22 protein-coding genes and 1 tRNA gene are annotated in these 23,887 nt (G+C 60.9%); 17 read left to right on the forward strand and 6 right to left on the reverse strand.

Going from position 1 to position 23,887, the window contains the following annotated elements; all coding sequences use genetic code 11:
* Positions 1 to 33: 33 nt before the first annotated feature.
* From FJ940_RS06120 to FJ940_RS06130, 3 genes are all read right to left on the reverse strand, one after another.
* A complete protein-coding gene (locus FJ940_RS06120) occupies positions 34 to 402 on the reverse strand; it encodes a VanZ family protein (RefSeq protein ID WP_140555925.1) in 369 nt (122 codons plus the stop codon).
* 66 nt (positions 403 to 468) lie between these two features.
* Positions 469 to 543 (reverse strand) — tRNA-Gln (locus FJ940_RS06125).
* Positions 544 to 676: 133 nt separating this feature from the next.
* A complete protein-coding gene (locus FJ940_RS06130) occupies positions 677 to 1,021 on the reverse strand; it encodes a VOC family protein (RefSeq protein WP_140494922.1) in 345 nt (114 codons plus the stop codon).
* A gap of 214 nt (positions 1,022 to 1,235) precedes the next feature.
* Here FJ940_RS06130 and ppdK point away from each other — a divergent pair, with 214 nt between their 5' ends.
* Complete coding sequence (ppdK, locus tag FJ940_RS06135; protein WP_140514847.1) at positions 1,236 to 3,914, forward strand: pyruvate, phosphate dikinase; 2,679 nt, start codon at positions 1,236 to 1,238, stop codon at positions 3,912 to 3,914.
* A 144-nt stretch (positions 3,915 to 4,058) separates the two neighbouring features.
* A complete protein-coding gene (locus FJ940_RS06140) occupies positions 4,059 to 4,799 on the forward strand; it encodes a polysaccharide deacetylase family protein (protein WP_140655774.1) in 741 nt (246 codons plus the stop codon).
* A gap of 30 nt (positions 4,800 to 4,829) precedes the next feature.
* On the opposite strand, the gene FJ940_RS06145 is transcribed toward FJ940_RS06140, so the two are convergent.
* Both FJ940_RS06145 and FJ940_RS06150 read right to left on the reverse strand, forming a co-directional pair.
* Positions 4,830 to 5,219: a DUF427 domain-containing protein gene (locus FJ940_RS06145; protein ID WP_140655777.1), complete on the reverse strand. Its 390-nt coding sequence runs from the start codon at positions 5,217 to 5,219 to the stop codon at positions 4,830 to 4,832.
* A gap of 141 nt (positions 5,220 to 5,360) precedes the next feature.
* Positions 5,361 to 5,717 carry a hypothetical protein gene (locus tag FJ940_RS06150; RefSeq protein WP_140494911.1) on the reverse strand — a complete coding sequence of 119 codons (357 nt, stop codon included), beginning with the start codon at positions 5,715 to 5,717 and terminating at the stop codon, positions 5,361 to 5,363.
* A gap of 305 nt (positions 5,718 to 6,022) precedes the next feature.
* On the opposite strand from FJ940_RS06150, the gene FJ940_RS06155 reads away from it, so the two are divergent.
* Together FJ940_RS06155 and FJ940_RS06160 are read left to right on the forward strand one after the other, a co-directional pair.
* Complete coding sequence (locus FJ940_RS06155; protein WP_140494909.1) at positions 6,023 to 7,651, forward strand: fatty-acid--CoA ligase; 1,629 nt, start codon at positions 6,023 to 6,025, stop codon at positions 7,649 to 7,651.
* A gap of 175 nt (positions 7,652 to 7,826) precedes the next feature.
* Positions 7,827 to 8,612, forward strand: a complete 786-nt coding sequence (locus FJ940_RS06160) for a DUF1499 domain-containing protein (protein ID WP_140494907.1) — start codon at positions 7,827 to 7,829, stop codon at positions 8,610 to 8,612.
* 10 nt (positions 8,613 to 8,622) lie between these two features.
* On the opposite strand, the gene FJ940_RS06165 is transcribed toward FJ940_RS06160, so the two are convergent.
* A complete protein-coding gene (locus FJ940_RS06165; protein ID WP_140564248.1) occupies positions 8,623 to 9,531 on the reverse strand; it encodes an MBL fold metallo-hydrolase in 909 nt (302 codons plus the stop codon).
* Between the two features lie 117 nt (positions 9,532 to 9,648).
* Between FJ940_RS06165 and FJ940_RS06170 the strand changes: the two genes are divergently transcribed.
* From FJ940_RS06170 to FJ940_RS06230, 13 genes are all read left to right on the forward strand, one after another.
* Complete coding sequence (locus tag FJ940_RS06170; RefSeq protein WP_140494902.1) at positions 9,649 to 10,239, forward strand: biotin transporter BioY; 591 nt, start codon at positions 9,649 to 9,651, stop codon at positions 10,237 to 10,239.
* Between the two features lie 399 nt (positions 10,240 to 10,638).
* Positions 10,639 to 11,916, forward strand: coding sequence for a sugar transferase (locus tag FJ940_RS06175; protein ID WP_140520791.1), 1,278 nt, complete (start codon positions 10,639 to 10,641; stop codon positions 11,914 to 11,916).
* A 41-nt stretch (positions 11,917 to 11,957) separates the two neighbouring features.
* The gene (locus FJ940_RS06180) at positions 11,958 to 13,232 is read left to right on the forward strand and encodes a nucleotide sugar dehydrogenase (protein WP_140494898.1); all 1,275 of its coding nucleotides are present in this window, start codon (positions 11,958 to 11,960) and stop codon (positions 13,230 to 13,232) included.
* Positions 13,232 to 14,257, forward strand: coding sequence for an NAD-dependent epimerase (locus FJ940_RS06185; protein ID WP_140494896.1), 1,026 nt, complete (start codon positions 13,232 to 13,234; stop codon positions 14,255 to 14,257). The genes FJ940_RS06180 and FJ940_RS06185 overlap by 1 nt, the downstream gene beginning before the upstream one ends.
* 103 nt (positions 14,258 to 14,360) lie before the next feature.
* Positions 14,361 to 15,056 carry a methyltransferase domain-containing protein gene (locus FJ940_RS06190; RefSeq protein ID WP_181168414.1) on the forward strand — a complete coding sequence of 232 codons (696 nt, stop codon included), beginning with the start codon at positions 14,361 to 14,363 and terminating at the stop codon, positions 15,054 to 15,056.
* Positions 15,057 to 15,200: 144 nt separating this feature from the next.
* The gene (locus tag FJ940_RS06195) at positions 15,201 to 16,370 is read left to right on the forward strand and encodes a glycosyltransferase (protein ID WP_281405874.1); all 1,170 of its coding nucleotides are present in this window, start codon (positions 15,201 to 15,203) and stop codon (positions 16,368 to 16,370) included.
* Entirely contained in the window at positions 16,252 to 17,502 is a 1,251-nt protein-coding gene (locus tag FJ940_RS28700) for a glycosyltransferase (RefSeq protein ID WP_224680330.1), read from the forward strand. The genes FJ940_RS06195 and FJ940_RS28700 overlap by 119 nt, the downstream gene beginning before the upstream one ends.
* Before the next feature lie 43 nt (positions 17,503 to 17,545).
* The gene (locus FJ940_RS06205; RefSeq protein WP_140655785.1) at positions 17,546 to 18,790 is read left to right on the forward strand and encodes a hypothetical protein; all 1,245 of its coding nucleotides are present in this window, start codon (positions 17,546 to 17,548) and stop codon (positions 18,788 to 18,790) included.
* A complete protein-coding gene (locus FJ940_RS06210) occupies positions 18,783 to 20,114 on the forward strand; it encodes a lipopolysaccharide biosynthesis protein (protein ID WP_140655787.1) in 1,332 nt (443 codons plus the stop codon). Before FJ940_RS06205 ends, FJ940_RS06210 begins: the two co-directional genes overlap by 8 nt.
* 497 nt (positions 20,115 to 20,611) lie before the next feature.
* A complete protein-coding gene (locus tag FJ940_RS28705; protein ID WP_263486128.1) occupies positions 20,612 to 21,250 on the forward strand; it encodes a glycosyltransferase family 4 protein in 639 nt (212 codons plus the stop codon).
* A gap of 29 nt (positions 21,251 to 21,279) precedes the next feature.
* On the forward strand, positions 21,280 to 22,434 hold the full coding sequence (locus FJ940_RS06220) for a glycosyltransferase family 4 protein (protein WP_140624473.1): 1,155 nt from the start codon (positions 21,280 to 21,282) through the stop codon (positions 22,432 to 22,434).
* 353 nt (positions 22,435 to 22,787) lie between these two features.
* Entirely contained in the window at positions 22,788 to 23,273 is a 486-nt protein-coding gene (locus FJ940_RS06225; protein WP_140494880.1) for a hypothetical protein, read from the forward strand.
* 237 nt (positions 23,274 to 23,510) lie between these two features.
* The gene (locus FJ940_RS06230; RefSeq protein ID WP_140624474.1) at positions 23,511 to 23,879 is read left to right on the forward strand and encodes a hypothetical protein; all 369 of its coding nucleotides are present in this window, start codon (positions 23,511 to 23,513) and stop codon (positions 23,877 to 23,879) included.
* Positions 23,880 to 23,887 lie beyond the last annotated feature (8 nt).

Consider the following 23,887-nt stretch of genomic DNA (forward strand, 5'->3'; position numbering starts at 1 on the left):
CTTTCGCGGTAAGGCAGTCGGTTCGGCTTCTTCTCACCTTGCGCGTTGCACGATCCAGGTCGCCCAGATCGCGGCCAGCAGACCGCATGCAATGCCAATGCAATCGGCAACCCAGTCGAGCACGTCGAAATCGCGGCCTATCGCCGTGGTGCCCTGGAGAACTTCTATGGCAGCGCCGACAAAGGCGAGGAAGACGATCAGCGCCGGCTTGTGCCGCGGCCAGCCGAGGCTGCCCAGGAAAGCCAGCACGGCGAATGCGCTGGCGTGATTGAGCTTGTCATAATGGAAGCCGATATCGATTCCGAATTGCTTGAGGCGATGTGCCGGCAGCAGCGCGAGAACGAGGACGGCCAGGAGCGTGACGACAAAGGCAATCCGCTCGGCGACGGAATAGATTCTCATTCTGCTCCAACAACATGTCTCCGGTATAAACCGTAACCTATGTGTCCGGAACGGACCTTGCGCGCTTGGCTGGGGCGCCAGGATTCGAACCTGGGAATGTCGGTACCAAAAACCGATGCCTTACCACTTGGCGACGCCCCAGCAGCTGACATGCGTCGACTGCGCGCGGCCTTATAGGCTGTGCCGGTGGAAAGCTCAATGCCTGGAGATTGCGACTTTCCTGCTGATCCACCACTCTATTGGCGACGGTCGCCTCATGCGCCGGTCGCGCCGCCTATTCTCCCCACACCGCCATCTCGTTTCCAGCCGGGTCGGCAAAGTGGAACCGCCTGCCGCCCGGAAACGAAAAGATCGGTTTGATGATCGTGCCGCCGGCATTCTCGACGGCTGCCAGCGTCTCTTCCAGATCCTGGGAGTAGAGCACCGGCAACGGCTTGGCGGTGGCGTCGCCGCTGTCGGCCTGGAAACCGCCGTCCAGTCCCTCGCTAAAGGCCGAATAAGTCGGTCCATAGTCGGTGAACGACCAGGCGAAGGCGGCGCTGTAGAAGGCTTTCACACTGTCCAGCGTCGCGCCGGTTGCCGGCAGTTCCAGATAGTCGAGTTTTCCGGTGAGCTTCATGATGCACCTCTTCGTTCCCTGTATGTTCTAGTCTTGGACCGTTGCACTGGCAAGTCCTTTTGCCGCAGCTTTTGCTTAATCGATTGTAGCGGCCAAACGGCTTTGCCGACGCCTTGCCTTTCCCATTGCAGCATCATATCCGTCCAAAGTCGGGATATGGCGGGGCTTTCTGTTTCGTCAATCTTTCCAATCTCCTGCAACCGGAGAGCAAAGCATGACCAAGTGGGTTTTCACCTTTGGCGATGGTGCGGCCGAAGGCCGGGCTGGCGACAAGAATCTGTTGGGCGGCAAGGGTGCCAATCTGGCCGAGATGTGTAGCCTTGGCCTGCCGGTGCCGCCGGGCTTCACCATCACGTCGGAGGTCTGCAACGCCTACTATGCTAACGGCCGCGCCTATCCCGCAGGGCTTGAAGCGGACGTCGCCGTGGCGCTGGACCATATCGGCCGGCTCACCGGCCGCCGTTTCGGCGATCCGTCGAAACTGCTGCTTGTGTCGGTGCGCTCCGGCGCCCGCGCCTCGATGCCTGGCATGATGGATACCGTGCTCAATCTCGGCCTCAACGACGAAACCGTCGAGGCACTGGCCGCCGATTCCGGCGATGCGCGCTTTGCCTATGACAGCTACCGGCGCTTCATCCAGATGTATTCCGATGTCGTCATGGGGCTCGACCACGAGGTGTTCGAGGAGATCCTCGAGGATCAGAAGGCCAGCCTCGGCCATGAACTCGACACGGAACTGACGGCTATCGAGTGGCAAGGCGTCATCGCGCTCTACAAGGCCAAGGTCGAAGAGGAGCTCGGCAGGCCGTTCCCGCAGGATCCGCACGAACAGCTCTGGGGGGCGATCGGTGCCGTGTTCTCGAGTTGGATGAACAACCGCGCCATCACCTACAGGCGCCTGCACGATATTCCCGAAAGCTGGGGCACGGCGGTCAACGTCCAGGCCATGGTGTTCGGCAACATGGGCGAGACCTCGGCCACCGGCGTCGCCTTCACCCGCAATCCCTCGACCGGCGAGAAGCAGCTCTATGGCGAGTTCCTGGTGAATGCGCAGGGCGAGGACGTCGTCGCCGGTATCCGCACGCCGCAGAACATCACCGAGGCGGCCCGCATCGCCGCCGGCTCCGACAAACCGTCATTGCAGAAACTGATGCCGGACGCCTTCCAGTCCTTCGTCACCATCTCCGACAGACTGGAAAAGCATTACCGCGACATGCAGGACCTCGAATTCACCATCGAGCGCGGCAAATTGTGGATGTTGCAGACGAGGTCCGGCAAGCGCACCGCCAAGGCGGCGCTCAGGATCGCCGTCGAGATGGCCAGGGACGGCTTGATCTCGAAAGAGGAAGCGGTCGCCCGCATCGATCCCGCCTCGCTCGACCAGCTCCTGCACCCCACCATCGATCCGAAGGCCGCACGCGACGTCATCGGTGTCGGCCTGCCGGCGTCTCCAGGCGCCGCTACCGGCGAGATCGTCTTTTCCTCCGCGGACGCCGAGGATCTCAAGGCGCAAGGGCGCAAGGCTATTCTGGTGCGTGTGGAGACCAGCCCCGAGGACATCCACGGCATGCATGCGGCGGAAGGCATCCTGACCACGCGCGGCGGCATGACCAGCCATGCTGCCGTCGTGGCGCGCGGCATGGGCAAGCCGTGCGTTTCGGGCGCCGGTTCGCTGCGCGTCGACTATAAGGCAGCTACGCTGATGTCGATGGGGCAGACCTTCCGCAAGGGCGACATCATCACCATCGACGGCGGCAACGGGCAGGTGCTCAAGGGCGCCGTAGCGATGCTCCAGCCCGAGCTTTCCGGCGATTTCGCCGCCATCATGGAATGGGCGGATGCGGTGCGGCGCATGAAGGTGCGCACCAACGCCGAAACCCCGCTCGATGCGCGCATGGCGCGCTCCTTCGGTGCCGAAGGCATCGGCTTGTGCCGCACCGAACACATGTTCTTCGATGGCGCCCGCATTATCGCCATGCGCGAGATGATCCTGGCCGACACCGAAAAGGACCGGCGCGCCGCGCTAGCCAAGCTGCTGCCGATGCAGCGAGCGGATTTCCTGGAGCTGTTCGAGATCATGGCCGGCCTGCCGGTGACCATCCGCCTGCTCGATCCGCCGTTGCACGAATTCCTGCCCAAGACCGAGGCCGAGATAGCCGAAGTCGCGGCGGCGATGAATGTTGCGCCGGACAAGCTCAGGCAGCGCACCGAGGCGCTGCACGAATTCAACCCGATGCTCGGCCATCGCGGCTGCCGGCTTGCGGTGTCCTATCCCGAGATCGCCGAGATGCAGGCGCGCGCCATTTTCGAAGCCGCCGTCGAGGCTGGCCGCAAGGCCGGCGCGCTGGTGGTACCCGAGATCATGGTGCCGCTGGTCGGGCTTGTGAAGGAACTCGACTATGTCAAGGCGCGCATCGATGCGGTGGCCAAGAGCGTCATGGACGAAAGCGGCGTCAAGATCGACTACCTGACCGGAACCATGATCGAGCTCCCCCGCGCGGCGATCCGCGCCCATGTCATCGCTGAATCGGCCGAGTTCTTCTCTTTCGGCACCAACGACCTGACCCAGACGACATTCGGCATCTCGCGCGACGACGCGGCCTCGTTCCTGGAAACCTATCGCCAGAAAGGCATCATCGAACAGGATCCGTTCGTATCGCTGGACATCCATGGCGTCGGCGAACTGGTGCGCATGGCCGCCGAGAAGGGCAGGGCGGCGCGGCCAGGGATCAAGCTCGGCATTTGTGGTGAGCATGGCGGCGATCCGGCCTCCATCCGCTTCTGCGAGGAGGTCGGACTGGACTATGTGTCCTGTTCGCCCTACCGCGTGCCGATCGCCAGGTTGGCGGCCGCGCAGGCGGCCGTTCAGGTGGCAAAGGCGGGCCGCGGCTGAGCGCCTGCCGCCGATCGGAACGAGGAACTGCCGCAAGACGGTCAGATTGTCGCGTCTGGTGCTTTTCTGCTATCCAGCTCCGATTTTCGCCTTCATGCGGGTCTTGGGATGCCTCCGTGAAACGCCCGATTGGAATTGGATTTGATGCGCCTGCTGCAAAAAAATCTCTGCATTGTCGCCATGTCTTTGGCCGTCGTGTCCAGCGGCCATGCCGCATCGCTGGTCGAACCCATCCTGCACATCAAGCCGGATGCAGGCGGAACCGGGCGCATTGCCTTGACCCTCGACGCCTGCGGCGGACGGACCGACAACCGCATCCTCTCGGCGCTGGTGGAAAACAGGATACCTGCGACCATCTTCGTCACCGGCATCTGGCTGAAGCGGAACGCCGCCGCCGTCGAGATCATGCGGGCACATCCCGACCTGTTCGAACTGGAAAACCATGGCGGCCATCACATACCGGCCGTCGACACGCCGCAGAAGATCTATGGCATACGCAGCGCCGGCAGTCCGGAAGCGGTTCTGGCCGAGGTCGAGTCGGGCGCCGTCGCCTTGGCCGGGACTGGCGAGCCGGCGCCGAAATGGTTTCGGGGCGCGACCGCGGAGTATAGTCCGTCGGCGATCGCCATGATCCGCAAGCTGGGCTTCAAGATCGCCGGCTTCTCGATCAATGGCGATGGCGGGTCGCTGCTCGGCGCCAGGGAAACCACAAGGCGCATAGGAGCGGCCAAGGACGGCGACGTCATCATCGCCCATATCAACCAGCCGACCCATGCCGCCGGGGAGGGCGTCGTGCAGGGCCTGCTGGCGCTCAAGCAGAAGGGTCTGACCTTCGTGCGGCTCGACGATGCCGAAGGCTTCGGCAATAACGGTACCACCGACTGACCGGCAGGTCCGGCCTCCTCGTTGGTCCGTTCAGCCTGGCTTGGCTTCGATGCTGACCTTGCTTGCGTAGAACGCGCCGTGGTTGCGGATTTCAGCCATTTCGTCGAAAGGCTGCTCATATGCCCACATCGCATCCTTGCCCGCCTCGCCAGCAGGCAGCACGCTCCAGTAGCTCGCGTCGCCCTTGTAGGGACAATGTGTCGAGGATCGCGTGCCGCTCAGCTTGCTGAAATCGATGTCTGCGAACGGGATGTAAAAGGCGGCCGGGTAGGGCGCTTCCGTCAGCACCTTGGCGTTCGTCGAGGAGGCGATAACAGTGTCGCCTGCACGCACGGTGAGGGTGCCCTTATACGGTTCGACGGTGATGACCTTATCGGGATTGCGCTGGAAGCCGGGTGCCGGGTTGGCGATCTTGTCCATGCTGTTTCTCCTCGTCTCAACTTTAAGTGTGTCGACGAGGTGGTTTGCGCAAGGGCGACTTGTCGCCGGCAAGTCCGCAATCGGTCTCCGGCCGTAGGCGCTACCGACGGCATTTTTAGCGAAGACCTTGTCCGGCGAGGCTCAGGCGGCGGTTCTGAACGCGTCCATCAGGCCGGCATAGGCGGCCGCGATACCGGCCACGGGATTGCTGCTCCTGGATGCGGTCTCGACTTTCAAGTGGCCGCCGCCGGTCGGCAAGGTGAGCAGCAGGAATTGACGATTGCCGCCATCGCCTACGGACGCCGCGGCGACGTGCTCGCCTTCCCCTTCGTTCTGGACGCACATCTTGAACAGCAGCGTGCCGCCCACCGCTTCGAGCGCACCGCCGACAACTTCAACAAATTCGTCTTCGGAAACAGTCTTTGTGTCCGGCACCAGATCGCCCAGGCTTTCGGCAAGCGTACTTTCCAGTGCCTTATCGTCGAGCTGCGTGTCCATGCGAACCTCTTTCAGTCGCCAATCGCACCCCTTTGCCCATTAACGAAACTTAATGCCGACGATGGCCGGATTGTGGCGGATTCTCCTCTCGGTCGAGTAATTTAGACTTCTCTGATATAATGGATTTCAAGGCCGCCGGTCCTATGACATGAGCGCCAGGCATTCGGACCTCCAAGAAAGACGCGATTCGATCGCTTGCCTGCGCGACCGGCATCCGGATTTGCTTCGCCACCCGGCGGTGGCTGGACAATCCACCGGTTCGCTTCACAATGGCAACAAAAGCGAGGAGCGTAAGGGAGGAACGAATGCTGGGGCTGATGCAGGAATGGCCGCTTCTTTGCCATAAGCTTATCGACAACGCAGAGCGGCAGCATGGCGCGCGAGAGATCGTATCGCGCTCGATCGAAGGTCCGATTGTGCGCACAACCTACGCCAGCATCCATCGTCGCGCCCTGAAGGTCTCCCAGCGCCTGGAGCGTGACGGCTATCGGCTGGGCGACCGCATTGCGACGCTGGCCTGGAACACGGCGCGCCACATCGAGGCCTGGTATGGCATCATGGGCATCGGCGCGATCTATCACACGCTCAACCCGCGGCTGTTTCCCGAGCAGATCGTCTGGATCATGAACCATGCCGAAGACAAGGCGGTCTTTGTCGACCTGACTTTCCTCCCTTTGCTCGAGAAGATCGCCGGCGCGGTCAAGTCCCTGAAACAGGTGATCGTGCTGGCCGACAGGGCGCATCTGCCGCAGACCATGCTGCCCAACGTCGTCGCCTACGAGGAATGGCTCGACGAGGCCGATGGCGATTTCGCCTGGAAGAGCTTCGACGAAGGCACCGCCGCCGGCATGTGCTATACGTCTGGAACCACTGGCGATCCAAAGGGCGTCGTCTACAGTCACCGCTCGAATGTCCTGCACGCCATGATCGCCGCCATGCCCGACGCGATGGGCCTGTCTTCGCGCGACACGATCCTGCCGGTGGTTCCGATGTTCCACGCCAATGCCTGGGGCCTTGGCCAGAGCGCACCGATGATCGGCGCCAAGCTTGTCATGCCGGGCTGCAAGATGGACGGCGCCTCCATCTATGAATTGCTCGACACCGAGAAAGTAACCTTCAGTGCCGCCGTGCCGACCGTGTGGATGATGCTGCTGCAATATCTGGAGGAGACCGGCAGGAAGCTGCCCTACCTCAACAAGGTTGTCATCGGCGGCTCGTCATGCCCACGCATCATCACCAAGAAATTCCAGGACAATTACGATGTCCAGGTCGTCCACGCCTGGGGCATGACCGAAATGTCGCCGCTCGGCACACTGTGTACGCTGAAGCCGGACTATGCAGGCCTTAAGGGTGACGCCCGGCTCGATGTCCAGGGCAAGCAGGGTTACCCGCCCTTCGGCGTCGAGATGAAGGTGACGGACGACGAAGGCAACGCGCTGCCTTGGGACGGCAAGACATTCGGGCGGCTGAAGGTGCGCGGCCCCGCGGTGGCCAGCGCCTACTACGGCGGCGCCGGCTCGGAGCAGTTCGACGAGGATGGCTGGTTCGATACCGGGGATGTCGCCCACATCGACGCTGGCGGCTATATGCAGATCACCGATCGCGCCAAGGACGTCATCAAGTCCGGCGGCGAATGGATTTCGACCATCGACCTGGAGAATCTGGCCGTCGGCCATCCCGATGTCGCCGAGGCAGCCGCCATTGGCGTCCCTCATTCGAAATGGGGCGAGCGGCCTTTGCTGGTGGTTGTCCGCAAGCCGGGGAAGGAACCGACCAAAACCGATATCCTTGGTTTTCTCGACGGTAAGGTGGCCAAATGGTGGATGCCCGACGACGTCGCCTTCGTCGGCGAAATTCCGCACACCGCCACCGGCAAGATCCAGAAGATCACCTTGCGCCAGCAATTCAGGGACTACCGCTTGCCGACGGATTGACGCGATATTGCGTGTCTCGGCCTGATGCGGTCGTAAAAGGACAGTGCAGCGACGTGCACCTTTCCGGCAGGGCACGATAGCATTTCCAACTGGCGCACGATCCTCCTCGAAAATCGATTCCGATTTTGGTGGCCATGCGCTAAGTCTTCTTCGGCTTGGGATGACGCAGAGAAACATGGTCAGCATTTCGGAACGGCAAACGTCGAAGGCTGCCGGATGGTCGCGGCGCACCGCTGCTTTTTCGGCGGTGCTTTTGCTGACCGTGTTCGTCGGCCATTATTTCAACCTCGTTGAAACGCCGGTGTTCCTGTGGGTGTTGGCTATCGTCGCGCTGTTGGCGGCGCTGGCGCTTCTGTTCGCCGGATTTGCCTTCTCGAGGGTGTGGAATTTTGGCGACTATGGCGGCCGCGACATCACGGTCGGCGTCTTGCTGGCAGTGCTGGTGCTGACCCCCTATGGCATCGCCGCCTATTGGGCGACAATCTTTCCGCCGCTCAGGGATATTTCGACCGATTTCGACGAACCGCCGGCACTCGACGTCACCGGTCGCACGAAGGACATGAACGTGCTCTCGCCGCCGACGCCCGGCGAGCAGCGGTTGCAGACCGACAGCTATCCGCTTGTCACCGCGCGCAGCTACGACCTGCCGTTCGAGACCGTCGTCACTGCCGTTGAAACCGTGCTCGACCGCCGCAATTGGGATCTTACCGGACCCTATCCCGAACTCGCCGGGCAAAGCGACGTGACGATTACCGCTGTCGCCAGGAGCTTCGTGTTGGGCCTCCCCGCAGACGTGGCAATTCGCATCACGGACGACGGGGATACGGTTCTCGTCGACATGCGGTCGGCTTCCCGCTACGGCCGCTACGACCTCGGCGACAACGCTGCGCGCATCACCGACTTTCTGGCGGAGTTGGACCAGGAAGTCGCCGGCCAGGTCGGCGCGGCTCCGGCCGAATAGATGCTCGGGCCTAAGGGGCTGGCCTAAAAATGCCGTCTATGGCCGGCGCGGCGTCTGTCGCGACCAGGCCGCGCGCCACCAGATCCTCCAGATGGGCAAGCACCGACAACCCGGCGGCGCCATGCAGCCGCGGGTCGGTATCCCTGTAGATCGCCTTGACCATGTCTGCGATCGTGCGGTCGCCCGCGCGGATCCGCTCCAATATGGCCCGTTCGCGCATTTTGCGATGGGTCTTCAATCCGCGCATGAAGCCTCGCGGTGCCGTCACCGGCCCGCCGTGGCCGGGCAGCAGCAGGCGGTCACCGCGTTCGATCAGCCGGTCCAGCGAGGCCATGTAGTCCGCCATCGCCCCGTCCGGCGGCGCGACGATGGAGGTCGCCCACGCCATGACGTGGTCGGCCGAAAACAGGATGCCGGTGCCCTCCAGCGCGAATGCCGCGTGGTTGGCGGTATGGCCGGGGGTCAGGACCGTGCGGATTGCCCAGCCGTCGCCGGCGACCAGCGCGCCGTCCGGCAGCGCGAGATCGGGAACGAAAGCGGTATCGGCGCTGGCATCGAGCGCGTTGATCTCGCCAATATGCAATGGCCTTGCCGGCCGGTGCGGCCCTTCCGCCATCACCTGGGCTCCGGTCTCCTGCTTCAGCCGTGCCGCCAGCGGTGAATGGTCGCGATGCGTGTGGCTGACGAAGATGTGGCTGACCGGCCTGCCGGCGATGACGTCGAGCAAGGTGCGAAGGTGAGCTTCGTCATCCGGCCCCGGATCGATCACTGCCAGCGTATCGCGTCCGACGATGTAGCTGTTGGTGCCGTGAAAGGTGAAGGGACTTGGATTTCGGGCCGTGACGCGCTGCACGTCGGGCGCGACGCTGACGCCCCCGCCGTAGCAGGGATCGAAGCTGGTATCGAATTCGAGGGCCATGACGGTGTCGATGCCTGTTGCGGGAATGGCAAAACCGATTGCCGCATAGCACGCAAGCCAATATAGGAAAACGCAAGACCGCGATCATCGGATGGCGGCACTCGGATGGGGAAGACCATGGCAACTGCAACGACGATGCGCCCGCTTGTTTCTCTGGCTCTGCCGCAAGATGGCGCGGCGCGGCTGGCAACGCAGTTCTTCCTGGCGATAGCCGGGACATTGCTCCTGACCCTGTCGGCCAAGACCAAGGTGGTTCTGGGGCCCGTCGATATTTCGATGCAGACGCTCGCCGTCCTGCTGATCGGGGCCGCTTTCGGCCTGCGGCTCGGCGTCGCCACCCTGCTGCTCTATATGGCCGAGGGCGCGATGGGCTTCCCGGTCTTCCAGAGCACGCCGGAAAAGGGAATCGGCATTGCCTACATGCTCGGCTCGACCGGCGGCTATCTCGCCGGCTTCGTGGTCATGGCGGCGATCGCCGGCTGGGCCGCCGATCGCGGCTGGGATCGCCATCCGATCAAGCTTTTCAACGCGATGCTGGTTGCCGAGTTCGTCATGATGGCCATGGGCTTTGCCTGGCTGGCGATGCTCATCGGTCCGGAAAAATCCTGGCAGTTCGGCGTCGTGCCGTTCATCGTCGGTGATCTGATCAAGGTTGCTCTGGCCGCAAGCCTGGTGCCCGCCGTCTGGTCGCTGCTGAAGCGCAACTGAATTTAGCGATCCACTGGGGCATTCCGGGGAAGAACCTGGTTCATCCAGGTCGGACGGATGTGACTGGCAGGTCCTGCCCAAGCAGCCAGCCAGTCACCAGAGATACGAACATCCATTTACCTTCATGCGTCCAGACATTCTCGATGGCGGGCAGTAAGCCAATTTATTAGCGATAGCTTTTGAACCGCATTCAGCGACGCGATTGATAAAAAATCCTGCCGATTGCTACAGTGTAAATAGATACTTGCTGGTATCGTTACAGTGTCGTAGCTCTTGATCTTCGACTGAGTCGAACAGCCAGTAGCGAGAGGCCCGATTCCGCTTTGCGAATGAACGGCCAAGCCAAGCGCATTATTGCAATGGCAATCGCCGACATGGCAGCTTCGAGGGGGGAAGAAGTTGAATGTCGCAACATCAACTCTTGTCGGAAGCCGGCACTTCCTGTTCAGAATTCGCTTTCAACTTATTGGCGGACTGACGTTCGCGATCGTCGCGCCGGCCCTCATCCGGATCGCCTTCAAACCCGATGCGGTCTACGTCGCCAATCTCCAGGTAACCGTCGCTGCCGCGGTCATTGCGCATGTAGCAGGCTTCCTTGCCTATCGGCGTATCGGGAATTTCCCCGGCGTGGCCGCTGCCAGCTACATCCTGCCGACATTTGTGCTGTCCTACGGGCTTGTTTTCCTGACTATTTTCTTTTTTCGTTTCGAGTACAGCCGGTTTCAGGCGGCTGCCAGCTTCACCCAGTCCACGCTCTGGTATTTTGGCCTGAGCATCATAACGCGGCATCTCGAACCGTACCGGCTGGTCGTCATTCCCGGCGGGAACGTAGAGCGCCTAAGGACACTGCCGGGAGTGCATTGGTTCTGGATCACTTCGCCTGGCACCGTCATCGAACGGGCGAATGGCGTGGTTGTCGATCTGCGGGCCGACCTTGACGCCGAATGGGAACGATACATCGCGGACCGGGCCCTTTCGGGCACGCCGGTCTACCACGTCAAGCAGGTCAGCGAATCGCTGACCGGCCGCGTCGAGATCGAACACCTGTCGGAAAACACGCTCGGCTCGCTCAATCCGAACCAGGCCTATCTCAAGATCAAGCAGGCAATCGACTGGATCTCCGCGCTTGTCATGGTCGTGGCTCTTTCACCTTTCGTGGTGTTGATCGCGCTGCTGATCCGGCTGGACTCGGAGGGCCCGGTGCTGTTTCGCCAGCCCCGCATTGGCTACAGGGGCCGGATCTACACGGTCTACAAGTTTCGTTCGATGAGGCAGCAAGCCGGCATTGGCAGCGACAAGGACAAGGCGATCACGAAACGTGACGACGATCGCATCACCCGGATAGGGCGTTTTTTACGCAAGTTCAGGATCGACGAGCTGCCGCAGGCCATCAACATCCTGCGCGGCGAAATGAGCTGGATCGGGCCACGGCCCGAGGCTGTCGTCCTGTCGCACTGGTATGAGGCGGAATTGCCGTTCTATCGCTACCGGCACATCGTCAGGCCAGGTGTGAGCGGGTGGGCGCAAGTAAACCAGGGGCATGTTGCGGCGGTCGACGATGTGATGGAGAAATTACACTACGATTTTTACTACATAAAGAACTTCTCGCCTTGGCTTGATGTTCTCATCACCCTCAGAACCATCAAGACGATGATTACCGGCCATGGTGCGCGATAGCGGAGGCCGTGGCTGATTAAGGCTTGCCGGACAGGAAGCAAATGGACCTCGGCTCCAGGAAAATAGCTGTCATCGGGCTTGGCTATGTGGGTTTGCCGCTGGCGGTGGCCCTCGGAGCGATCAGGGACGTCGTCGGCTTCGACATCAGCCAATCGCGCGTGGATGCGCTGAGGCGTGGCGAGGATCACACGCTTGAGGCCAGCAGAGATGAAATCGATGCCGCCACGCGGCTGCGGTTCACCAGCGACAAGGCCGATCTGCGGGATTGCGGAGTTTTCATCGTCACTGTCCCCACTCCGATCGACAGGGCCAACCGGCCGGACCTGAAGCCCCTTGTCATGGCGTCCGCCACGGTCGGCGAGGTGATCTCCCCCGGTGCGGTGGTAATCTTTGAATCGACCGTCTATCCCGGCTGTACGCAAGAGGTGTGTGCTCCGCTGATCGAGAAACATTCGGGGCTGCGCTACAACGAAGACTTCTTCCTGGGCTACAGCCCTGAGCGCATCAACCCCGGCGACCGCGAGCACCGGCTTCAGACGATCGTCAAGGTGACCAGCGGCTCCACGCCGGAGGTGGCGGACGCCATCGACGCCCTCTATGCCTCGATCATTCCCGCCGGCACGCATCGTGCATCGAGCATCGCGGTCGCCGAGGCAGCCAAGGTCATCGAGAACACGCAACGCGATCTCAATATCGCCTTGATGAACGAATTGTCGCTGATCTTCGGCAAACTGGGCATCGACACGTCGGAGGTGCTGGAAGCGGCCGGCACCAAATGGAATTTCCTGCGCTTCAGCCCTGGTCTCGTCGGCGGCCACTGCATAGGCGTCGATCCCTATTATCTGACCCACAAGGCTCAAGAACTCGGCTATCATCCCGAGGTGATTCTTGCCGGTCGCCGCATCAACGACGGCATGGGCCGGCATGCAGCGGACCAGACGGCCCGCCTTATGATGCGCAAGGGCATACCTGTCGTTGGCAGCCGGATTCTGGTCATGGGCGCGGCCTTCAAGGAAAACTGTCCGGACCTGAGAAACTCCAAGGTCGCCGACATTGTCGCGCAGCTGAGGCAGTACAATGCCGGCATCGATATCTGGGATCCTTGGGTCGATGCGCAGGAATGCGCGCGCGCCTTTGGCGTAACGAGCGTTAAAGAGATGCCCGCCGCGCGTTACGATGGCGTTGTCGTCGCCGTGGGGCACGGGCAGTTTCACACCCTGGGCGTTGCCGGTCTTCGGGCGCTTTGCAAGGACCCTAGCGTCGTCTACGACATCAAGGGTCTGTTCCCCAGGGATGTTACGGACGGGCGGTTCTGATGAAGGTTCTGGTCACCGGCGCTGCCGGCTTCATAGGCTATCACGTCGCCAGGCGGCTGCTCGAACGCGGCGACGAGGTCGTCGGCATAGACAGCATCAACGACTACTATGATCCGCAGATCAAGCAGGCGCGGCTGCGGCTTCTGGCCGAAGCAAGCCGCAACACCAATGCGGGCTACCATTTCATCCACGGTAATCTCGCAGAGCGAAACGTGGTGGACGGCTGCTTTGCCGATCACGCCTTCGACAGGGTGATCCATCTCGCCGCCCAGGCCGGCGTCCGCTACAGCCTTGAAAACCCGCACGCCTATGTCGAGAGCAACATTATCGCCTACGCCAACATGCTGGAGGCCTGCCGCAACAGCCGTGTCGGCCACCTGACCTATGCCAGCACGTCGAGCGTCTATGGCGCCAATACCGACATGCCGTTTTCCGAGCATCGCCCGGCCGACCATCCGCTGCAGTTCTACGCCGCAACCAAGCGCGCCAACGAGCTGATGGCGCACAGCTACAGCCACCTGTTCGGGCTGCCGACCACGGGCTTGCGTTTCTTCACAGTGTACGGCCCTTGGGGGCGTCCCGACATGGCGCTGTTCCTGTTCACCAGGAACATCCTGGCCGGCGAGCCGATCAAGCTGTTCAACAACGGCAACCACACACGCGACTTCACCTACGTCGAAGACATCGCCGAAGGCGTGATCCGCACCAGCGACAGCCCCGCCGCGGCTAACTCCGCCTGGGATTCCGGTCATCCGGATCCTGCGACGAGCAGCGCGCCTTGGCGCATTTTCAACATCGGCAACAACAACCCGGTGAAGCTGACCGCCTATGTCGAGGCGCTTGAAAACGCGCTTGGCCGCAAGGCCATCGTGGAGCTCTTGCCGCTGCAGGCCGGCGACGTGCCTGACACTTTCGCCGATACTTCGGCGCTGCAGGCGGCGGTCGGCTATCGTCCCGGCACGTCCGTGACGGAGGGCGTCGGGCGGTTCGTCGAATGGTACCAGGCCTATTTTGAGCGGAGGTAGGGGGAGGTCACGTCTTGTCCACGAAATCGATGACGGGATAGCGTCTTTGCTGCGGGGTTTTGTTCGCACGAACGTGGCGGTCTCAGAGTGTCTGGACCGAGCCTTGCCGCTACGGCTGCGCGTGGATGGCAACCACGCCTTTGCTGCGGAAATCGCACCGGTGCTCTTTACACCTAACGCACTGGTCTATGATCTGGGCGGAGGAGCAAGGCCGCTTGTAAGCCTAGCCGAGAAGCGTCGTCTGGGGCTGGTTGTCGTCGGGGTGGACCGCGATGCCAAGGAACTGTCGAAGGCTCCGGGCGAGATCTATGACGAGCGGATCGAGGCGGACCTTACTTCGTTCAGGGGGAAGGGAGATGCCGATCTGGTCATATGCCAGGCCACTCTGGAGCACGTCCGCGACGGCGAAGGCGCATTTCGCGGCATTGCCAGCTGCGTAAGGCCGGGCGGCACGGTCGCCATTTTCTCGCCTTCACGCAACGCCGTTTTCGCCAGGCTCAATCGGGTCTTGCCCGAGGCGATCAAGCGTCGCCTGCTGTTTGCGGTCTATCCGGACAAGGGCAGGGGGCACGACGGCTTCCCAGCCTTCTATGACAGATGCCTGCCGAGCGAGGTGGAAAGGATCGCAGCGCAAAATGGCCTGGAACTCGTCCAGCGTCATCTGTTCTGGAGGAGTTCATACTTCTACGCTTTCGTGCCGGCCTTCCTTGTCTGGCGCCTCTGGCTAGGTCTCTCGGCTCTTCTCATCGGGAAGGATGCGGCTGAAACCTACGCCTATGTCTTTCGGCGAAGACATTGATCACCCGAAGATATTCTCCGCTTTCGTGGACCCGAGTGCGACGGCTGTCTCCCCGGTATCCGGGTGGAGCATCGCTCATCGCGCACGGTCAGGCGCAAGCAAAAAAGCTTTCGCCGTGACCGGCCAGGAAAGGTGGCGAACCGAGTGACGTGCACGCGCCAAGACAAGAGATCGCCAGGCAGCCCAGACGCTCGGATTGCTATCTTCATTCCCTCTCTTCGTGCTGGCGGCACCGAGCGGGCAATGCTCACCCTGGCCAGCGAATTTGGCCGGCGCGGCTTGCCGATCGATCTGGTGCTTGGGTGTGCGACGGGCGAGTATCTCGCTTTGGTTCCGAAGACGATAAGGATACAGGACCTCCGAGCCTCGCGGTTGCTGTTTTCCGTATTGGCTTTGATCCGGTATTTGAGGCGGAAGCAGCCGCGAGTGATGCTGACGGCGTTACCCCATGCAAATATCGTTGGCATCGTCTCGTCCATGCTCTCGCTGCGCCGGACACCGATCGTGATATCCGAAAGGAGCAATCTTTCCAGGACCGTCGCTGATACAAAGCTGGTTCGTGAGAAGTTCCTGCCATTCCTCATGCGGCTGACCTATGGTCGTGCCGACACGATCATCACTGTATCGCATGGCGTCGCGGAAGACCTGATCCAGAGCATCGGGGTCGACCGGAATTCCGTCAAAACGATCTACAATCCGCTGGACATCAAACATGTTGAAGAGCAGGCGGATGAACCGCTCGATCACCCCTTCGCGGTCGAGGATGGCAGGATCTTGCTGGTGGCCGTTGGGCGGCTTGATTTCGCAAAAGACCATGCCACGCTCATAAGCAGCTTCGCGCGGATTGCGACGAAGAGGGCCGTCAAATTGGCCATTGTCGGGGAAGGACCGCTGCGGGGATCGCTTCAAACCCTGATCGACGAACTCGAGCTGAATTCTTCGGTCGCTCTGGTCGGCTTTTCGAAGAATCCGTATCCGTGGATGCGGCGGGCAGCGTTGTTTCTTCAATCCTCCCGCAGGGAGGGATTTCCAAACACGATCATCGAAGCAATGGCTTGCGGGACCAACGTGGTGAGCACCAACTGCGAAAGCGGTCCGGCCGAGATTCTGGAGGACGGCAAGTGGGGGCGCCTCGCCGCGGTCGGAGATGCCCAGGGTTTCGCGGCAGAAGTGATGGCCGCCCTTGATGAAGCTGATCCTCCGGACGTCAGGCGTCGGGCGCGGGATTTCAGTGTCGAAAAGGTGGCCGACGCCTACCTGCTCGCGATGGGTGTCGATCCCACGAACGCCGTGGGGAAGGAGCGGTCGTATTAAGATCCTGCACGTCATCACCGGACTTGAGAACGGCGGCGCCGAGGCAGCGCTATACCGCCTGTGCACGGCCGAGCGCAGCCATTCCCATTTTGTCGTCTCGCTTTCGGGTGACGGAAAATATGGCCCGTTGCTTCGCGCGGCCAAAATACCGCTCGCCTGCCTGGCGATGCCAAAGGGAAGGTTGAGTCTCAAGGGGCTCGCCTCGCTCAGGCGCGTGTTCTCGACCTATCGGCCGGACGTGGTTCAGTGCTGGATGTATCACGCCAACCTCGTCGGAGGCGTCCTGGCGCGGCTTGGCGGCATCAGCCCGGTTCTTTGGGGGATGCACAATTGCGGACTGGATCCGCGGGCGGCCTCCTTTACGACCAGGACAGTGGACAGGATATGCGCTCTCATATCCGGTATCATCCCGGCTCGGATTGTCAGTTGCTCGCAAAATGCATCGCGGTGCCACATCCATGCAGGATATTCGAGCTCGAACTGGACGATCATACCGAATGGCTACGATCTGGCCGTGTTCGAGCCGGACGACCGGGCGCGCGCGCGGCTCCGTCGGGATTGGTCGATAGGTGATGGCCAGTTCGTTATCGGAAACGTCGCTCGCTGGCATCCCGACAAGGACCACCAGAATCTCTTCGCTGCCCTGTCCAGGCTGTCGATGCACAAGAGCCTTCCCTTCAAATGTGTTCTTGCCGGCCCGGGTATGACGGCTGAAAACACTGCGCTTGCCGTGCTGTTGGAGCGCTATGATGTTCGCCACAAGGTGAAGCTTCTCGGGCCGAGCGACGACATTGCCGGTTTGATGAATGCATTCGACATTCATGTGCTGGCCTCCAGCAGCGAAGCCTTTCCGAACGTGGTTGCCGAGGCGATGGCATGCGGCACGCCATGCGTGGCAACGGACGTCGGGGACATCGCGATGCTTGTCGGCAACACGGGATTGATCGTTCCGCCGCGGAACCCTGACGCGTTATCGCGTTCCATCGAGATTATGGCTTCGGAAATTCAGGATACCCGGTCTTGGGCGAGCAGGCGGCAAGCATGTCGCGACCGCATCGCTGCGGATTTCTCGCTTGAGCGGATGGCGCACTCGTATGGCTTGCTGTGGGAGAAATCGTCCCTGGGCCGCTAAGGGGTGAGAACAATTCGAATATTCAGATGGCGATGGAACGAAAGTGAAGCACCTCAAACGAGATTATTTTGTTTCGCCATTTGCGCTCACGCCGCAAATGTTGTTGCTTTTGTCGAGCTTGGTCTACTTTGTGCCATTCGTCACCGGGGGATTTCAGTATGTTGATGTCAGCAGAAGGAAGTATGATTTCATATATCACGCGGGCACTGGATATGCCATTGCGCTTTCTCTTTCTTGCATTGCTGCCGCGATGCTGGTCTTCATGCCAAGGCGTCAAGATTTCGAAGTCGAAGGCGACGTTCGGGGGGAGTCGATCGTAATAATTGTGATGCTGGTGGTGTTCGGTGGGATTTCGATAGCAAATCCGGCACTTTTTTCGGCCTCAAAGGCCGATGTTTTGTCATCTACCGGGCGGATCCAGTATGTATTTTACAACAGCTGCATCATCGGCATGGTGTTCGGAGCCCTGTCGGGGTGGGAGAAATCCAGGCTGGTCATCATCTTGAGCTGCCTGGGACTGATGCTTACGCTCTATATCGGGCATCGCTCTTCGGTTGCCATCGCGATTTTAGCTTGTTTGTACATAAGGTACAGGAACATTTCCCTGCTTTTGATCAGGAAAAGATACATAATTGGAGGAATTGGCGCATTCTTTTTTCTTGCAGTGTACAAGGCGGTATATGCAGCAATAAAAGCAGGAAATTTTGAACTTGTAGGTCAGAAAATACAATTCGACCAATTGTCCGATTCCGCTCTCGTGGGGCTGGAGCAGTTCGTGACATTGGCTCACCTGGATCTGGTCGTGAAATATGACTACACCTTGCCGTGCTCGAATCTTTGGCTGGTGCCTCTTTCTCTGTTTCCGTTCTCGGATACGGTCTTTGGCAAGGACGGATGCACCTACAACGAGCAGGTTCAGCCGTTCCTATTTCCGGGTTACAGTGGTGGCGTCGCTGCAAACATCTGGGCGGAGTTCTTTGCCAATTTCGGGTATGCCGGATTTCCGCTGCTCGTTGTCATTCTGTCGCTCGTGTGTGTTGCCGTCGAGGCGATAATCCGCAATGTGCGCAGCGCGACGCTCAAGGCCGGGCTGATCGTGGCCATCGTCCATCTCGCATTCTACATCCAGCGCAAGGAGCTGCTTGGCGCCTTCATCTCCGCCAAGCGAGCCGTTCTCGTTGCGCTTTTCATTTTTGGCTTGGTTTATGTGCACCGGAAGTGTTTTCCACCGGCCCCCGCCGAGGTGATGCCGCAGGGGGCGCGGGCCTTGCGCCGAGACAATGGCTGAGGACGTGACGGCGGTCGCCAAGCCTTCCGGATGGATGCGCGCGCGGCGGATTGCCCGCGACGTTACGTTTACGACGTCCGCAAGCGGAGTGGCCGCGTTGTGCTCCATCCTTGCACTGGCGCTCAACGCACGGTCGCTGGGTCCGGGGAATTTTGGCACACTCGCCGTAATTCAGGCCTATGTGGCGTTCGTTTCCGGCCTATGCACGTTCGAGAGCTGGCAGCCCGTGATCAGGCTGTGCGCGAGGTCGCCTTTGCGTCTGGGACCGGCGGCATCTTGCGGAATTGCCCTCGATGTTTCAGCCGCCCTTCTCGCCACGGTCCTGGCGATAGGCGGGATCTTGCTGTTTGGAGAAGCTGTTGGCGTGTCGCGGGATAATCGCCTTCTGGCGATTATCTACAGCCTCACCTTGTTGGCGAGTCTTTCGGGTACGCCGAAAGGTGTGCTTCGGCTGAACGGCCGGTACGACGTCATTGCCGGCAATCAACTCATGCAAGGGGTTGCCGTGGTGGTTGCCTCTCTCGTCCTTTGGATCCTCGATGCCTCATTGCCGGCTTATGTAATCGTGCTGGCAGCGGTCGGCGCATTCTACAACCTGACGCTGTTCGTTCGCATGCTGCTCTATACCAGGCAGGAGCACATCGAACTGCTCAACCCGCTTCGCTCCCGGTCCAAACGCCGTTTCTTCTGGGCGTTTCTTGCCATGGCCACGGGGACCAGTCTGCTCTCGACGCTTGTGAGCGCCAGGCGGCATCTCGCATTGTTCCTTGTCGCGGGCCTGCTGGGAGAGGTCGCCGCGGGCTCTTATTCGCTCGCATCGCGCCTGGCGACGATGGTTTCCCGGCTGACCGGTCCCTTGAACCAGGTCATCTTTCCCGAAATCGCGAAACTGTCGAAGCAAGAGCCTTCTTCTCGTCTATACCGCTTGAACGCCCGCATCACCGTGGTTTCGGCATGCGCCGCCGCCGGCATGGCGGTTGGGGGGGTGTTGCTGCAAAACCCCATCGTCCTTCTGGCTGGCGGTTCGGCCTACGCCGAAGCTTCGCTGCTCTTTGCCATTCTGTTCGCTTCAGAATGCTTCGGCCTGGCTGGAATGCATCTCAATCCGTTGATCCAGGTCCTGGCCGGGACGAAGCCGCTTTTGAAAATCACGGCGCTGGCGATCGCCATCTATGTTCCGCTTTGCCTGGCTTTGTCCGGATGGATCGGAATTTCAGGCATCGCCTGGGCCGGCTTGCTGGTATCGGCGGCGGTTTATGCAGCGATGATGGTGGTTTCGCATCTATTGTTGAAAAAGCGGATCCGCCCGGCGGAAGATATCTGAAGGCTGATGTTTTGAGATACCTGTTTTGCCTGCCAAGATACCACACCAATGCGGCACCCTGGGTTCGCATTCTGACTTCGGCGGGGCACCATGTTGCGGTCGACGTAGTCGAAACGAGCGTCACCGAGAATCACGCTCTTGTTTCTCCCAACGTGATGGCTCCATCCGCGCTGTCGCGGATGATCATGCGTCGGCGCTCGAGCAACATTCCGAATTCGCCTTTTTCCTTTCCCGGCGTCTTTTCCTACTGGAGGCGTTTGCAGGCCGAAGACCCCGACGTGGTGATCATCCGCGGAGTGACGCGATGGTTTTGCAGGGTCGCGGCACTCTGTTCAATTCTGCAAGGGCGCAGGCTGGTCATCTACGACCAGGAGGACGCCAAGCCCAGCGCATGGAGTGGCACATGGGTTCGAAGAGCCGTCTTTCATGGCCTAGGCATCCCGCATTTCACCTCACGGCTTTCGCCAAATCTTGGCCCGGCCAAGCTCGGCGATGCCATGTCCCTGCCATTCGGGAGCCCTTTCGAGCCGGCCCGGACTGAAGGCCTGGAAAGCAGGCCATTGCAGTGGCCGCCTCGAATCCTGATGGTGGCAAAATACCGGGAGCGCAAGGGGCACAGTTTGCTTCTGAGGGCGTTGTCCGCGATTTCATCCATGCCCTTCTCCCTGACATTCTGCGGCGAGGAGGCAACGAACGCCGACACGGCTTTCTGTCAGGCCTTGCGGCGCGAGGCTCAGGCGCTTGGCGTGGCGGACAGGCTTCGGTTTCAAAACAACATTGCGCATGACGACATGATCTCGGTCTTCTCCGTTCATGATCTCTTGATACTGCCCTCGCGGGCTGAACCCGCGGCGGTGTCTCCCATCGAGGCGGCCTGGGCGGGATGTGCCGTGCTGATGTCGCGAGACAGCGGCACGAGGTACTACATGCCCGAGGGGGCCGCTTTCGATTTCAACCCCGACGATCCGCAAGACATCGCACGCGCGGTCGCGAGGCTGATCGCTCGGCCACAGGATCTGGGGCCTGCAAGGGACGCCTGCTTCGCCCGCATCTCATCGCTCGCCAGTGACGACGAGATCTTGCGGCTGTTCGAGACCTTTGGGCCGGGCAGGGCACGACTGCATACAAGACAGTGAGCGAAACGGCATTGGGGGAGGCGGGGACGATGCTTGGGATCGGAAGAAAGATAATCATCTCCATCAACACGTCCTGGAATGTCGTCAATTTCCGCAAAGGCCTCATCGAGGCGCTGCAAGGGCGGGGCTATGAAGTGGTGGTTGCGGCGCCCAGGGACGAGTATTCGCGCCTGATCCCGCCGATGGGCTGCCGGTATGTCGAAATCGAGATGGATAATTCCGGCACCTCGCCGTTTCGCGACATGGTGCTTCTGTGGCGCTACTGGCGCCTGCTGCGCCGCGAGAGGCCGCTGGCGTTTGTCGGCTTCACCATCAAGCCCAACGTGTTCGGATCGCTGGCGGCAAACCTCAATGGCATCCCGGTCATAAACAATGTTTCAGGGCTCGGCACGGTTTTCGTCCGTGGCGGCCTTCTCCAGAAAATTGCCAAGGTCCTGTACCGGCTGGCGCTGGCCCGTTCGAAAATAGTCTTCTTTCAGAATGACGACGACAGGATGCTGTTCGTCAGCGAGCGCCTGGTCCGCAAGGAACTGACCGCGCTGCTGCCGGGCTCCGGGGTCGACCTTATTCGCTTCTCTCCGGCGCCCCGCCAAAGCCAATCGTCCGGCGCGATCGTCTTTCTGCTGGTGGCCAGGCTTCTCTGGGACAAGGGCGTGGGCGAGTTCGTCGAGGCAGCTCGTCAGATGCGCCGCAACATGCCTGGCGCGCACTTCCAGCTTCTTGGATTCCTCGATGTCGAGAACCGCACAGCGGTCAGCCGTGCGCAGGTCGAGCGATGGGCAGGCGAAGGCCTGGTCGAGTATCTCGGAACCACCGACGACGTCCGTCCCTTCCTGGACGCGGCCGATTGCGTCGTCTTGCCCTCCTACAGGGAAGGAACGCCGCGCTCGCTGCTGGAAGCAGCCGCGATGGGCAAGCCGCTGATCGCGTCAGATGTGCCCGGCTGCAGGGAGGTGGTGGACCACGGCGTCAACGGCCTGCTGTGCAAGGTGAAAGACGCAGGCGACCTGGCAAGCAAGATGCTCGAATTCGCAACGATGGACGCCGCATCCAGGAACAGGATGGGCATGGAGAGCCGAAGCAAAGTGGAGCGGCAGTTTTCGGAACGGATCGTCATAGAGTGCTACATGACGCAGATAGGGAAGCTCAATGCCTCGCCAGGCGATGAACCGGCCGGCGTGTAGTTGAACGCGGTTGAAGTTCGAGCCGAGGAGATCAGGCATTCAAGCAGGCGCTAAGCTTGTCTTGCTGCATTGCAGATCGGGACTCGGCTTTCGAGGGGGCTCGGCTTTGATCAAGTTGGGCTCGGTGTAATCAGGATGAAAAGGGAACCGTAATTTCTCTTTGGAGGGCCAGACATCCATCGCCGACAGCTCGGGATTATTTATACGTAATTGCTAAAATGGCGCGTTGTTCAGGTCAAACTTCTCCGCATCGTGCGACACGGGTTGGAATTGTGGCAAAAAAATGTTAGGCGCTGATGTCACCACCTTTTGATCTGGCATATCCGGGATGATTTGAAGGAAAGGCGAAACGGATGAATGTCATCATTAGAACCGCAGTGAGCGCGTTGGTTGCCGCGAGCGGTTTCACTTCGGTTTCATCTTTCGCCCAGGACGTATCCTGCAGCTGCGCTGCCGCCTATCGCGGCCCGGCGAGTGCGATTGGATCCATTCGTTCCGCCGATGGCGACGTGATGGTCTCGCAGTCGGTCGGCTATGGTCCTGCAAAGGCGGGGAGCACTCTCGGCCTTGGCAGTCGGGTGGTAGTCGGTACCAAGGGTTCGGCATCCGTACTTGTTGGCGGCTGCAACATGAATGTACCGGCGAATTCCAGTCTGGATGTTTCACGCGTGGGCGGCAACATCTGTCTGAAACTCGTGGGTTCAGAACGGACGGCGGCCATCCAGCCGTCCGGTGGCACAAGTGGGTTTGGCCTGCCCGAAGGGATTTTCGCCGGTGCGCTTGTCACCAGCGGTGTGTTGGCGGCGACGCAGGATGACGACAAAGCGGTCAGTCGCTGAGGGGCGGACCACCATGAGTGCTGGTGAGTTCTTTGAGTGTTGTTGATCGAAGGGGTGCGTAAGCGATTCGTTCCGGGGGCGGGTCGTTGATTCGAAAGGGGGGTAGAAATGACCGGGCGTCATCGGGTTGGGATTGTTTTCGCTTTTGTCGCGCTCGCCGGGGGAGGTGCCTTGTTTGCAGCGTCCGATGCTGTTGCCCAGTCGGCACAGGCATGTTCGTGTCTGGCCGCTGCGCCCGTGTCTGGCATTGTCGGCCAGTTCACCCAAGTCCAGGGTGATGTGCAGATGTCGCAGGCCGGCGGTTACGCCGGGGTGGACGCGGGAGCGCCGATCTATCCAGGCGCGCGCATCATGACCGGGCCGCAAGCATCGGCTTCCTTGGCCATCGGCGCCAATTGCGCGCTTGATGTTCCGGCCAACGCGACCGTCAGCATCGATCCAGTGCAAGACGGTATGTGCGTCTCGCTTGATGCGCAGCAGGCTGCCATCGGACCTGCCAATTCCGGACCTGGCATTTTGCCGGTGCTGTTGGGCGCCGGCGCGGTTGGTGGCGGCGCCGCACTGGCTATTGGACTACAGGATGACGACGACGCAGTCAGCCGCTAGCCAAGGTC

It is taken from the genome of Mesorhizobium sp. B2-3-7, from assembly GCF_006442695.1.
Lineage (GTDB): Bacteria > Pseudomonadota > Alphaproteobacteria > Rhizobiales > Rhizobiaceae > Mesorhizobium.

Coding starts and splice junctions, on each gene's coding strand:
- FJ940_RS06160 (WP_140494907.1), top strand. CDS start 7,827: ATGGTCAGCATTTCGGAACGGCAAACGTCGAAGGCTGCCGGATGGTCG.
- FJ940_RS06185 (WP_140494896.1), top strand. CDS start 13,232: ATGAAGGTTCTGGTCACCGGCGCTGCCGGCTTCATAGGCTATCACGTC.
- ppdK (WP_140514847.1), top strand. CDS start 1,236: ATGACCAAGTGGGTTTTCACCTTTGGCGATGGTGCGGCCGAAGGCCGG.
- FJ940_RS06170 (WP_140494902.1), top strand. CDS start 9,649: ATGGCAACTGCAACGACGATGCGCCCGCTTGTTTCTCTGGCTCTGCCG.
- FJ940_RS06155 (WP_140494909.1), top strand. CDS start 6,023: ATGCTGGGGCTGATGCAGGAATGGCCGCTTCTTTGCCATAAGCTTATC.
- FJ940_RS06220 (WP_140624473.1), top strand. CDS start 21,280: ATGCTTGGGATCGGAAGAAAGATAATCATCTCCATCAACACGTCCTGG.
- FJ940_RS06180 (WP_140494898.1), top strand. CDS start 11,958: ATGGACCTCGGCTCCAGGAAAATAGCTGTCATCGGGCTTGGCTATGTG.
- FJ940_RS06165 (WP_140564248.1), bottom strand. CDS start 9,531: ATGGCCCTCGAATTCGATACCAGCTTCGATCCCTGCTACGGCGGGGGC.
- FJ940_RS06225 (WP_140494880.1), top strand. CDS start 22,788: ATGAATGTCATCATTAGAACCGCAGTGAGCGCGTTGGTTGCCGCGAGC.
- FJ940_RS06150 (WP_140494911.1), bottom strand. CDS start 5,717: ATGGACACGCAGCTCGACGATAAGGCACTGGAAAGTACGCTTGCCGAA.
- FJ940_RS06145 (WP_140655777.1), bottom strand. CDS start 5,219: ATGGACAAGATCGCCAACCCGGCACCCGGCTTCCAGCGCAATCCCGAT.
- FJ940_RS06140 (WP_140655774.1), top strand. CDS start 4,059: ATGCGCCTGCTGCAAAAAAATCTCTGCATTGTCGCCATGTCTTTGGCC.
- FJ940_RS06210 (WP_140655787.1), top strand. CDS start 18,783: ATGGCTGAGGACGTGACGGCGGTCGCCAAGCCTTCCGGATGGATGCGC.
- FJ940_RS28705 (WP_263486128.1), top strand. CDS start 20,612: ATGTCCCTGCCATTCGGGAGCCCTTTCGAGCCGGCCCGGACTGAAGGC.
- FJ940_RS06130 (WP_140494922.1), bottom strand. CDS start 1,021: ATGAAGCTCACCGGAAAACTCGACTATCTGGAACTGCCGGCAACCGGC.
- FJ940_RS06120 (WP_140555925.1), bottom strand. CDS start 402: ATGAGAATCTATTCCGTCGCCGAGCGGATTGCCTTTGTCGTCACGCTC.